At 69.3% G+C, this 13,869-nt stretch carries 1 protein-coding gene; it reads right to left on the bottom strand.

Features of this window, described 5'->3' with window-relative positions:
- Nucleotides 1–12: 12 nt before the first annotated feature.
- Nucleotides 13–13,512: an amino acid adenylation domain-containing protein gene (locus ACFWPH_RS01370; RefSeq protein ID WP_378747452.1), complete on the bottom strand. Its 13,500-nt coding sequence runs from the start codon at nt 13,510–13,512 to the stop codon at nt 13–15.
- Between the last annotated feature and the right edge of the window lie 357 nt (nt 13,513–13,869).

Raw genomic sequence — 13,869 nt, forward strand, 5'->3', positions numbered from 1 at the left:
CTGCGCGCACGGTCAGGTGCGCAAGCGTGCGCGGAGGTGTTCGCGCAGTACGGGTCCGATCACCGCGAGGGTTTGCGCCGTGGTCATCTCCGCATGTGTGCATTCGATCTCGTGGGCTGTCACCGTGCCGGTGACGAATTCTTTCCACGCGCCGGGGTGCCGGTCGGGTGTCGCGCGGTTGACCGGGTCGGTGGCGGCGGCGAAGAACAGCAGGTCGCCGTCGAAGACGCCGGGCCGGAACCCGTTGGCCTGCACCGTGCCGTCGGCATAGCCGGCGTAGAGCCTTTCCAGATGTTCGAGGGTGAGCGCCGCGAACGGTCCCGGCCGTGAGCGCAGCATTTCGGCGGCCTCGGCCAGGGTCGGTTCCGCACCGTCGACGACCAGGTCACCGCCGAATTCGCCGAGTATCTCGGTAATGGTCGGCATCGCCTGTTCGGCCAGATCGTCGGAGAGGCGGTAGCTGTCCAGCATGGTCAGCGATTCGACTTCTTCGCCGTCGGCTTGCAGCCGCACGGCGATCTCGTGCGCGATGAGACCGCCCAGCGACCAGCCGAGCAACTGGTACGGCCCGTGCGGCTGCACCGACCGGATATGGGCCAGATAACGCTCCGCGACCTCGGCGATCGAGGAGAACCCGGGCTCGCCCGCCGCCTGGGGTGCCTGCAGTCCGTATACCGGCTGATCGGCGGCCAGTTCGGCGAGCAGCCCGGCGTAACACCAGGACAGCCCGATCGCGGGGTGGACGCAGAACAGCGGGGCGCGGCCCGATCCGGAATCGGGTCGCAGCGGCAGCAGCGGGGCGAGCGCGAGATCCATCGCATCGCTCGCGGTGCCGTCGCCGAGCCGCGCGGCCAGGGCGGCCGGGGTGGATTCGCCGAACAACAGTTGCATCGGCAGGTCGAATCCGGCCTCGCGGGCCTGCGCGACCACCTTCGTGGCGAGCAGCGAGTTACCGCCCAATTCGAAGAACCCGTCCGCGGTGCCGACACGCTCGACTTCGAGGACATCGGCGAAGATTTCGCACAGGGCGGCTTCGATGGGGTTGGCAGGCGCCCGGTATCCCTCGACGGCGGAGAACACCGGTTCTGGCAGGGCCGCACGGTCGAGTTTGCCCACCGGGGTCAGCGGCAGCCGGTCGATCAGCATGATCGACTGCGGGACCATGTAGTTGGGGACGAATTCGGACAGGTGCGCGGTCAGTTCGGCCGCGGTGGTATCCGGCGCGGCCTTCACATACGACACCAGCGCGGTGGCGCCCGCCGGAGTGCGATGCCCGGCGGTATGCGAGAACTCCACCGCCGGATGCCGGCTCAGCGCGGCATCGATTTCGCCGAGTTCGATCCGGAAGCCGCGGATCTTCACCTGGTGGTCGGTCCGGCCGACGTATTCGATATCGCCGGGGCCGCCGGCCGCGCCGGTCCGGATCCGGACCAGATCGCCGGTGCGGTACATCCGTTCGCCCGGCTTCCCGAAGGGGTTGGCGACGAACCGTTGCGCGGTGAGGCCGGGGCGGTCGTGGTAGCCGCGGGCCAGCGCGCCGCCCGCGAGATACAGCTCACCGGTGACGCCGAGCGGGGCCGGCCGCAGCCGGGAATCCAGCACCATCGCGGCCACCCCGCGGATCGGTTCCCCGATCGGGATCGGCCCCGCCGGTACCAGGGGCTGTGAGACCACGGTGACGATGGTGGTTTCGGTGGGACCGTAGACATTGTGCAGGTTACGGCCCGGCGCCCAGCGGGCCACGACCTCGGCGGGCAGCGCCTCACCGCCCACCAGCACATGCTGGAAATCGGTGATACCGGCCGGATCCACCGTGGCCAGGGCGGCCGTGGTGATGAACGCGTGGGTGATGCGTTCGGCGATCAGCACCCGTGCCAGTTCCGCTCCACCGACCACACCGGGCGGGGTCAGCACCAGGGTGGCACCGCCGCCGAGCGCGAACAGCAGATCCAGCATGGCGGCGTCGAAACTCGGTGTCGCGAAATGCAGAATACGGCTGTCGGGCCGGACGTCGAACCGCTGCGCGGTTTCCGCCGCGAAGTTCGACAGACCGCGATGGGTGACGACCACGCCCTTCGGCGTACCGGTGGATCCGGAGGTGTAGATGACGTAGGCCGGGTTGTCCATCCGCAGCGGGCCGTTTCGTTCCGCATCGGTGATCGGTGCGCTGGATGCGTCCAGAACCTCTTCCCGGAAATCGGGATCGTCGAGGGCCAGCCACTGGACCTCACCCACCAATTGCGGCCGGTACTCGGCGAGTGTGAGCCCCAGTGCGGCTCCCGAGTCGGTGAGCATATGGCTGATCCGGGCGGCCGGATAGCCGGGGTCGACCGGGACGAAGGCCGCGCCGGTCTTGGTCACCGCCAGTACCGTCGCCACCGATTCCACCGTGCGCGGAATACCAAGCGCCACCAGGGTTTCCGGGCCGACTCCGTACCCGACGAGGACCCGTGCGAGCCGGTTGCTCCAGCGATCGAGTGCGTCGTAGGTGACCTCCACGCCCGCCGCGGCCAGCGCGACGGCTCCCCGGTCGACCGAGGCCGCTGCCGCAAAGACCTCCGGCAGCGTGACCGGTTGGTCCGGATCGGCGCGGCGTACCGGTGCCAGCGCCGACCATTCCGCCGGTTCCAGCAATTCCAGATCGCCGATGATCACCGACGGGTCGGCCGCTATCGCGGCGAGCAGCCGGACCAGCCGGCGGCCGAGCCGAGCCGCGGTCGGCTCGTCGAACAGGTCCGCGCTGTAGTTCACCGCGACGGCGATACCGTCCGGCGACCGATCCTCGGCCCGGCATTCGGTGAGCGTGAACTGGAGATCGAACTTCGCGATACCGCCATCGATATCCATCGCCTCGATACTCAACCCCGGCAGTTCCAGTGCCCGCACCGGTTCGTCGCGGACCGACAGCATCACCTGGAACAGCGGATGATGCGATTGCGACCGCACCGGGTTCAGTACCTCGACGAGCCGTTCGAACGGCAACTCGGCGTGCGCGAAGGCATCGAGATCGGCCTCCCGCACCGTCTCGAGCAGTTCGGTGAACTGCCGGCCGGAATCGACCGGTGTCCGCAGCACCAGGGTGTTGACGAACATCCCGATCATCCGGTCGAGCTCGGGATGGCCGCGGCCCGCGACCGGGGAACCGACGGCGATATCGCCGGATCCGGTGAGGCGATGCAGCAGTACCGCCAGCGCGGCGTGCAGGACCATGAACACGCTCACGTTGTGGCGGGCCGCGAGGTCGCGCAGATCCCGGTGCGCGCGAGCGTCGAGCCGTTCCTCCACGGTGCCGCCGCGGTAGGACGGGACCGGCGGACGGGGCCGGTCGGCGGGTACGGCGAGGAGTTCGGGCAATCCGTCGAGCGCGTCGCGCCAGTACCCGAGCTGCCCGCTGATCACCGAGTTCGGATCATCCTCGGCGCCGAGCAGCTCCCGCTGCCACAGCGTGTAGTCGATGTACTGCAACTGCTCGGTATCGGGGCGTGGCTCGGCACCGAGCCGCACCGTCCGGTACGCCTCGGCCACACCGGCGGCGAGCGGTTCCAGCGACCAGCCGTCCATCGCGATGTGATGGACCACGAGGACCAGGATGTGATCGTCCGGGGCGACGACGAACAACCCTGCCCGCAAGGGGATCTGGGTGGACAGGTCGAATCCCGGTGCGATGAACCGCTCGATATCGGGACGCGGGTCGCCTTCGGTCGCCGGGGTCTGCAGGGCGACCGCGGCGCCGGGGAGATCACGGACCACCTGGGTGGGTTCCCCGTCGCTCTCCGGGAACACCGTGCGCAGGGTTTCGTGCTGCTCCTGCACCGTGTGCAGGGCGGTCGCCAGGGCTGTCCGGTCGAGCGGACCGCGCAATCGCAGCACCACCGGAACGTTGTAGGCGCCGGGGGTCGCCGCCGGATCGGAACCACCGAACCGGTTGAGGAACCACAGCCGCTGCTGGGCCGGGGACAGCGGAATCCGTGCAGGGCGTTCCCGGCGTTCCAGCGCGGGCCCACCCGCACCGGCGTTCTCGCCGTCCAGCCGGGCGGCCAGTTCGGCGACGGTGGGCGCGGTGAAGACCGAACGCACCGCCAGCCGCACCCCGGTGGCCGCTTCCAGGCGCCCCACCAGCTGGGTCGCCAGCAGCGAGTTGCCGCCGATCTCGAAGAAGTTATCGCCGGTGTCGGTGACGGGGGCATCCACCAGATCGCCCATCACCGACGCGACCAGGCGTTCGGTGGCGGTCTGCGGGGCCCGCCCGGCGGACCCGGTGGGCAGGGCCTGCGGTTCGGGCAGCGCGGCGATATCCAGCTTGCCGACCGGAGTCAGCGGGATCTCGTCCAGCAGGGTGAACGCGGTGGGCACCATATGCCGGGGCAGGCGCTGCGCCAGATATTCGCGCAACTCCTCGGGTTCGAGCCTGCGGTCGGCGTCGGCCGGGTGCACGTAGGCGACCAGCCGATCCACTCCGGCGACGCGGCGCACTTCGGTGTGGGCGAAATGCACCGCCGGATGGGCGGTGAGCGCGCCGGTGATCTCCCCGAGTTCGATCCGGAACCCGCGCATCTTCACCTGGTTGTCGCTGCGGCCCAGATAGCGCAGGTCCCCCTCGGTGGTCCAGCGGACCACATCGCCGGTGCGGTACATCCGGGCACCGGCGGGACCGTACGGGTCGGCGACGAAACGTCCCGCGGTCAGGCCGAACCGTTCGTGATAGCCCTGGGCCAGCCCGGGTCCACCGAGATACAGCTCGCCGGGAACACCGGTGGGAACAGGACGCAGGCGTTCGTCGAGGACCACCGCGCGCACCCCGCGGATCAGCGAGGCCAGGCCGGCGGGGCGGTCCGGCACCACCGGTGTCACCGACACCACCACGGTGGTTTCGGTGGGCCCGTAGGCGTTGAACATCCGCCGGCCCGGCGCCCAGCGCGCCACCAGTTCGGGGCCGACATGTTCGCCACCCACCATCAGGCCGCGCAGCCGCGGCAACGGCCACCGCTCCGGATCGATGGTGGCGAGGGCGGCCGGTGTGATGAAGGTGTGGGTCACCTCGGCGCGGGTCATGAGTTCGGCCAGTTCGTCGCCGCCGTACACCTCGGGCGGGACGATCACCATGGCGGCGCCGGGACCGACGGCGAGCAGCAGATCCAGGACCGCGGCATCGAAACTCGGCGACGAGAAATGCAGGGTCCGCGCGCCGGGGGTGATGGCCAGCCGGTCGCGGAATTCGTCGGCGAGATCGGCCAGCGAACCGTGGGTGGCGGTGACGCCCTTGGGTTTACCTGTGGATCCGGAGGTGTAGATCAGGTACGCCGGATCGGTGATCCGCACCGGGCGGACTCGGTCGGCATCGGTGACCGGATCGGCCGGAACACCGGTTTCGCGCCGCCCGGCGGGAGTATCGAGCAGCAGCCAATCGATATGGTCACCACCCGCGGCGCGCAGCGTGTCCGCATGCCCCGCGCGGCTGATACCGACGGTGCAACCGGAATCGGCGAGCATATGCGCGACCCGCTCGACGGGATAGTTCGGATCCACCGGAACGAACGCGGCCCCGGATTTGGCGATGGCCAGCATCGCGGTGACCGAATCCGCGGACCGGGTGAGCCCGAGCGCCACCCGGTCCCCCGCGCCCAGACCACGCCCGATCAGCGCCCGCGCCAGCCGGTTGGCCCGGCGGTCCAGTTCGGCGTAGGTGAGGACGGTGTCCTCGGCGTAGAGCGCCGGGCGCGCGCTGTGCGCGAGGACGGTCGAGGCGAACAGACCCGCCAGGGTGCGCGGGATACCGGGAACCGGGCCGCGGGCGGGACTGTAGGTAGCGCGCTCGGAATCGGTGCGCGTATCGATATCGCCCACCGCGATATCGGGTCGCGCGGCGACGGTGGCCAGAACGCGCAGGAACCGATCGGCCAGGGTACGCACCGTGGACTCGTCGAACAGTTCGTCGGCGTAGACGAATTCGAGTTCACCGGCGTCGAGATCACCTGCCCGAAGTTCGAGATCGAACTTGGCGCGGGCGATATCGAGCGCGGCCGCATCCACCGCGAGACCGGGCAGTTCCAGCGTCGGCACCGGGGTGTCCTGCACGGTCAGCGCGACCTGGAACAGCGGATGCCGGCCCGTGGCGCGCGGATCGTTGCCCAGGGCCGATACCACCTGTTCGAACGGGATATCGGCATGGGCCAGGGCGGCGAGCTCGGTATCCCGGTCGGCCCGCAGCAGATCGGTGAAGGACCGGGCCGGGTCGACATCGGAACGCAGCACCAGGGTGTTGACGAACATACCGACCAGCTCGTCGAGCCGCCGATCGGTACGCCCGGCGACCGGAGTGCCGATGGCGATATCGCGGCCGCCGGTCACCGAACGCAGCAGCACGGCGAGCGCCGACCGCAGCAGCATGAACGGGCTCACGCCCTGGGCGCGCGCCAGTTCCGCGAGCACCGGCCGCATCGGCCCCGGGATCGTGTACCGCACCGTCCCCGCGGTCTGCTGTGGTTCGGCCGGGCGAGGCCGGGTGTAGGGCAGGGGCAGTTCCTCGGGCAGTCCGGCGAGCTGTTCACGCCAGTAGCCGAGTTGCCGGGCGGCGAGGCTGTCCGGGTCGGTGGCGGCGCCGAGATGTTCGCGCTGCCAGAGTCCGAAATCGGCGTACTGCACCTCGAGCGGGCTCCACTCGGGCGCGGAGCCGGCACACCGGGCCTGGTAGGCGAGGGCGAGGTCGCGGGTGAGCGGTGCCAGCGACCAGCCGTCCGCGGCGATATGGTGCACCACGACACCGAGCCGGTACCGGTGCGCACCGGTGCGCAGCAGGATCGCGCGCAGCGGGGTGCCGGTGGTGAGGTCGAAACCGGTGGTCGCCGCTTCGTGCAGCGCCGCGGCGGCACCGGCCGGATCGGTATCACGGACTTCCAGCGCGGGAAGCGCCCACGTGACGGGCAGGATCCGTTGCTGGGCACCGTTTCCGTCGTCGGGATAGGCGGTGCGCAGGACCTCGTGCCGTTCGACGATATCGCTCAGGGCCGAACGCAACGCCGCCACCTCGAGGCCGCCATCGATATCGAGGACGAAAGCGATGTTGTAGGCGCTGGATTCGGGGGCGAAACGGTTCAGGAACCACAACCGCTGTTGTGGCAGCGACAACGGGATGCGGTCGGGGCGCGGATCCCGGGCGGTCAGCGGCACCCGGACCGTCACCGGAGTGCGGGTGACGTGTTCGGCCAGCGCCGCCACCGTCGGTGCCTCGAATACGGTCCGCACCGGCAGGTCCACACCGAATCGGTCGTACAGACCGCCCACCAGCCGGGTGGCCAGCAGCGAATTACCGCCGAGATCGAAGAAACCGTCCTCCACGCCGGTGACCTCCCGGCCCAGCACCTCGGCGAACACCTCGGCGACCCGCCGTTCGAGATCGGTGGCCGGCGGCCGGGAGTTCGCGGTCGCGCCGGCGAAGACCGGTTCCGGTAGCGCCTTCCGGTCGAGCTTGCCGGAGGGTGCGGTGGGGAATTCCGGCAGCACAGTGACGGCGTCGGGGACCATATAGCCGGGCAGCCGGCCGCGGACCGTGGCCCGCACCCCGTCCGGGTCGATGCCCGCGTCGGCGACGATATAGGCGGCGAGACGCTGCCGCCCCTGCGGATCCGTATGCACCACGGTCAGCGCGCGGCGCACCCCGGGATGGGTACGCAGGACATGGTCGATCTCGGACAGTTCGATCCGGAAACCACGCAGTTTCACCTGATCGTCCGCGCGCCCCAGGAACCGCAGCCGGCCGGACCGGTCGGCTACGACCAGGTCACCGGTACGGTACATGCGTTCGCCGCGGCGGCCGTACGGGTTGGCCGGGAACCGGGCGGCGGTGAGCGCGTGCCGGCCGTGATATCCGCGGGCCACGCCCGGCCCGGACAGGTACAGCTCACCGGGAGTGCCCGGCGGCACCGGCCGCAACCGGGAGTCGAGCACGAAAAGCCGCATACCCCGCACCGGATGGCCGAGCGGTACCGGCCGCCCGGGCCGCATGGGGCCGGACATGGTGGCGGCGACAGTGGCCTCGGACGGACCGTACATATTGTGCATGCGGTACCGGTCGGCCCAGGTGGCCACCAGTTCGGGCCCGCAGGCCTCACCGCCCACCATGACCGTTTGCAGCCGATCCAGACCGGCCGGGTCGACGGTGGCCAGCGCGGCGGGCGTGACGAACGCGTGGGTGATGCGTTCGACCTGCAGGAAGGTGGCGAGTTCGCTACCGCCGTAGATCTGCGGGGGTGCGATCACAACCGTCGCCCCGCAGGCGAAGCCGAGCAGCAGTTCCAGCACCGACGCGTCGAAACTGGGCGAGGAGAAATGCAATGTGCGCGCAGCCGGGGTGACGCCGAACAGGTAGCACTGCTCCGCGGCGAACGAGGCCAGCCCGCCGTGGGTGACGACCACGGCCTTCGGGGTGCCGGTGGATCCGGAGGTGTAGATCAGATAGGCGGGGTGGATGGTGCGCACCGGCCGGATCCGGTCCGCGTCGGTCACCGGCGCGGAGGACACTGCCGCGCACGCGGATTCCAGCGCCGGATCACCGAGCACCAGCCACTGCCGGACAGCGCCGGGACGCTCCGGCAGCACCTCGAGCTGATCCGGGCTCGTAACTCCCAGCAGCGCACCGGAATCGGTGAGCATATGCGCGATCCGGTCGCGCGGATATCCGGGATCGACCGGCACGTACGCCGCCCCGGTCTTGGCGACGGCCCAGATCGCGGTAATCGCGTCCAGACCACGCGGCAGTGCGAGCGCGACCACGGCTTCCGGGCCGGCCCCGTACGCGATCAGTAACCGGGCCAAGCGGTTCGCCCGCTCGTCCAGTTCCCGGTAGGTCGTATCGCGGGCGCGGAAACGCACCGCGATACCGTCCGGATCGCGGACCGCGGACCGGCCGAGAAGTTCGGCCAGTGACACCGGCGGTTCCGCCGGACCACCCGCCAGCGGTACGAGATTGCCGTATTCGCGCCGGTCCAGCACATCGATATCGCCGACCGGGCGGCGCGGTGCGGCCACCGCGGCATCCAGAACCGCGACGAACCGCCGGGCGATCGACTGCACGGTCCGCTCGTCGAAAACATCGGTGGCATAGCCGATTTCGGCGTGCAGCTCACCGCCGGAGTTGTCGTCGTGCACCTCGAGCTGGAGGTCGAATTTCGCGATCCCGGCATCCAGCGCCATGATCTCGGTCCGCAGCCCGGGCAGATTCAGCTCGATCTCACCGGCGTTGTCGTAGGACAGCATCACCTGGAACAGCGGATGGCGTGCGCCGGAACGTTCCGGATTCACCACCTCCACGAGCCGCTCGAACGGCACATCGGCGTTGGCGAAGGCATTGAGATCGGTTTCCCGCACGATATCGAGCATCCGGTCGAAATCACCGGCCGGGTCGACCTCGGTGCGCAGGACCAGGGTGTTGACGAACATCCCGACCAGCTCGTCCAGCGCGGGATCGCTGCGGCCCGCGATCGGGGTGCCGATGACGATATCGGTACTGCCGCAGAGCCGGGACAGCAGTGTGGCCAGTGCGGCATGCACCACCATGAACATGCTCGCACCGCGGCTGGCCGCCAGTTCCGCGGCCGCACTGCGGGTGCCGGCCGGGATGGTGAACGCGACCCGCCCGCCCTCGGTGGAGCGGTGCGCGGGACGCGGCCGGTCGAGCGGGAGGTCGAGCTGATCCGGCAGGCCGGCGAGTTCGGCGCGCCAATGGGTGATCTGCCGGCTCAGCGCGCTGGCCGGATCGGATTCCTCACCGAGCAACTCCCGCTGCCACAGCGCGAAATCGGCGTACTGCACGGGCAGCGGGGTCCAGCCGGGCGTCATGCCCGCGGCCCGGGCGGTGACCGCGACGGTGAGGTCGCGGACCAGCGGCGCCACCGACCAGCCGTCGCCGCAGATATGGTGCAGCACCAGGACCAGCACATGGCAATCGGTGTCGACGGCATACAGCGCGACCCGGAACGGGAACTCCGTACGCAGGTCGAACGGCCGCGTGACGAATTCGGCGGCGAGCTCGCGGACTCCGCCGGCCGCGACCTCCACCGGCTCGAGTGTCAGCGGTACCTCCGCGAGCGGATGCACCAGCTGCTGCGGGCCCTCCCCCGGATCGGGGAAGGTGGTGCGCAGGCTTTCGTGCCGCTCGAGCACATCACGCAGACCGGCGCGCAGCACATCGATATCGAGATTGCCGTCCAGCTGCACGGCCAGCGGCATGTTGTAGGCGGCGGCATGTTCGGCGAACCGGTTGAGGATCCACAGCCGCTGCTGCGCCGGGGAGAGCGGAATCCGCTCGGGGCGTGCCACCGGAACGAGTCGCGGGGAGGTGAGATCCGGTTCGTGCACGGTGAACCGGTCGGTGAGCGCAGCGATACTGCCGGCTTCGAACAGGTCGCGGATCGTGAGGGCGGTCCCCAGCGCAGTATTGATCCGCGCCACCGCCCGCGCGGCCACCAGCGAGTTTCCGCCCAGTTCGAAGAAGCCGTCCTCGATACCGACCTCGGGGACACCGAGCAGTTCGGCGAAGATCGCGGCCAGTACCTCTTCGACCTCCGTGCGCGGCGCGGTCCGCACCCGATCGCCGGTGGGCCCGGGCGCCGGCAGTGCGGACCGATCGATCTTGCCGTTGCTGTTGAGCGGTAGTTCGGGTAGCGGGGTCACCGTCGCGGGGACCATATATCCCGGAAGCGTGCGTGCCAGCCGGGCCCGCAGCTCCGCGGTATCGAGCGCCTCGTCACCGCGAACCACCACATAGGCGGCCAGCTGGTCGCCCGCCGGGGTCGCGTGGGCGATGCACACCGCGCGCGCGATCCGCTCGTCGGCCAGCAGTGCCGCCTCGATTTCGCCGAGTTCGATCCGCAGCCCGCGGATCTTCACCTGGAAATCGGTGCGGCCCAGATATTCCAGGACGCCGCGGCTCGTATTCCCGAGCTGCCAGCGCGCCAGATCGCCGGTCCGGTACATCCGCTCACCGGTATGGAACGGGTCGGCGACGAACCGTTCAGCGGTCAGGGGGGCCTGTCCGAGATATCCACGCGCCAGCTGCACACCGGACAGATACAGCTCGCCCACCGCACCGGGAGCTACCGGGCGCAGCGCATGGTCGAGCACATAGGTCCGGGTGTTCCACACCGGTGCACCGATCGGCACGGTCGCCGGATCCGGCGGGCACTCCCAATAGGTCACATCGACCGCGGCCTCGGTGGGGCCGTACAGGTTGTGCAGCTGCGGTACGGGCAGCGCCGCCCGGAAATCACGAACCGTGGCGGGCGGCAACGCTTCCCCGCTGCAGAAGACCCGCCGCAGCGTGACACAGTCGCCTACCTCGGTATCGGTGACGAAGACCGAGAGCATGGACGGTACGAAATGTGCCGTGGTGACCTGTTCTTCGCGGATGAGCCGGGCCAGATAGGCCGGATCGCGGTGGCCGTCGGCCCGGGCCACCACCAGCCGGGCTCCGGTCTGCAACGGCCAGAAGAACTCCCAGACCGAGACGTCGAAGGTCGCCGGGGTTTTCTGCAGCACCGCATCGGTGTGATCGAGCGGGTATTCGTGCTGCATCCAGCGCAACCGGTTCACGATCGCGCGGTGGGCGACGCCGACCCCCTTCGGGGTGCCGGTGGACCCGGAGGTGTAGAGCAGATACGCGAGGTGATCACCGCGCAGCGGTACGGAACGGTCGCTGTCGGTGACCGGCGCCGGGTCCCAGTCGGACAGGTCCACCGTATCGACGGTGATCGCCGCGATGGTGCCGGGCAGGGCGAGACCGTCGCGGGCGGCGGCCAGCAGGGCGACGGGCCGGGCCCGATGGACGATCTGTTCCAGCCGCTGGACCGGATGTTCGGGATCCAGCGGCAGATAGGCGGCGCCGGACTTGATCACGGCGTACATCGCGACCACCAGATCGAGGCTGCGGCGCAGGCACAGGGCCACCACCTGTTCCGGTCCCGCTCCTTGCGCGATCAGCAGGCGCGCCAGCCTGTTCGCGCGGGCGTCGAGTTCCCGGTAGGTGAGCGCCGTGCCCTCGAATCGCACGGCCTCGGCATCCGGGGTGCGCGCCGCGCGATCGGCGAAAATACTTGCCAGCGTGGCGGGTTCCACTTCGGTGGCGGTGTCGTTCCAGGTGTGCAGGACCTGGCGGTGCTCGGTCTCGGTGAGCGCGGTCAGCTCGCGCACGGGGGTGTCACGCGCACTGGTGAGGAAACGATCCAGGAAATCCAGGTAGCGCCGGCGATGGGCCGCGACTTCGGCCTCGCTGTAAAGCTGCGGATTGGCCTCGAAATCGAGATGAAGCCCGTCACCGTCGCTGTTGTAGAGGTTGACCGAAAGGTCCTCGACCGGCCCCGTCGCCAGAACGTGCACGGAAACGTCGAGGTCGGCGAACCGCAGCGGCCGGGCGAAGAGCATGATGTTGATCATCGGACCGAAGAACCCGCGGGTATCACGGTCGTATCCGCAATCGCGGCGGATATCGTCGTGCCGGTAGCGCTGATGGCGCAGCGCCCCGGTGATCTGGCCGCCCACGGCACGCACCACATCGTCGAGGGTGGTCGCGGGGCCGAACCGGATCCGCAGCGGCACCACATTCGATACGACTCCGGCCGAACGGCGCAGCGATACCGTGGTGCGCGCCGAAACCGGCAGGCTCAGCACCACATCGTTCTGCCCGGTCATCGCCCGCACATAGCAGGCCATCGCCGCGGCGAACAGCACCGGATTCGAGGAATCGCGTTGTTCGGCGGCGGCGGCGACCGCGGCCTCCGTCTCCTCGCTCAGGACACCTGTTGCCAGCCGCCGGCCCGCGATCGCCGTGGCCGGCGCGTTGGTCACGGTGGACAGGCTGACGACTTCGCCTGCCCCGTCGAGCACCTCTTTCCAGTACGCGCCGTCGGCGGCGCGGCGCTGCGAGTTCCGGTAGTCGATCTCGCCGGCGTACAGCTCGGCCAGCGGCGTCGCCCGCGAGACCGCCGGTTCGCGGGCCTCCGCGTAGGCGGTGTAGATCTCGGAGGTTCGGATCAGTGCGTTCATTGCGGCGTAGCCGTCGAGCACGATGTGGTGGACCCGGGAGTACCAGATGTAATCGCGTTCCCCGGTACGCAGAACGGCGTTGAAGACCAGCGGATCGCGGTCGATATCGATCGGTGTGCGGGTGTCGTCGTGCATCCAGCGCAGCGCCGCGGCATGCGGGTCGGGCTCGTCACGCAGGTCCAGCCGGGCCCAGCCGGGCCGCGACGTGGGGTCGACTACCTGATGCGGTACGCCGTCCACCTGCACGATGCGCTGCAGTACCACTTCGGTTTCCACGCCGAAGCGTTCGATCGCGTACAGCAGCAGGCCCGGGTCCAGATCACCGTGGAACTCCACATATTCGGCGATGATGAGAGGGATTTCCGGCTGAATCCGCTGGGCGTACCACATTGCGGTCTGCGCCGGTGTGAGAGGAAAGGGTTCGGCCGAAAGTTCTGCCGACGAACCGTTATCGACCCCGGTGGCCGACGATCTCATCAATCACTCCGTTCTACAGCTCGACACTCCCCGAACAGCCCACGGCCGGCCGATACCGGTCGTGGGTGTGATTCACGACTGGTTATTCGGAGCGTCACCTTGAATGGATTGGCAGTCGAAACCGAATGGTTACCTGGAGCCGGAACAGCCTTCGGACGACGATGTCCGAATTCCGGCGCAGTCCTACACTTCCAGGCGGAATTCCGCCTCACTTCTTACCCGGCGATCCGGGCGTTGCCTAGATACTACGCACTGCGAGCGGGTCTGTTTACCCTCTGCCGACAAAAAATAAACCGGTCACTTGCGGTTACTGCATCGACGGTCGGCGAAGATCCGGCAAACCTGCCGTCGTGGGCG

Origin of the sequence: Nocardia sp. NPDC058499, assembly GCF_042719915.1 — a bacterium.
In the GTDB taxonomy this organism is placed as follows: Bacteria; Actinomycetota; Actinomycetes; order Mycobacteriales; family Mycobacteriaceae; genus Nocardia.

Excerpts from the sequence above, each read along its gene's own strand:
- ACFWPH_RS01370 (WP_378747452.1), bottom strand. The coding sequence starts at position 13,512 with ATGAGATCGTCGGCCACCGGGGTCGATAACGGTTCGTCGGCAGAACTT.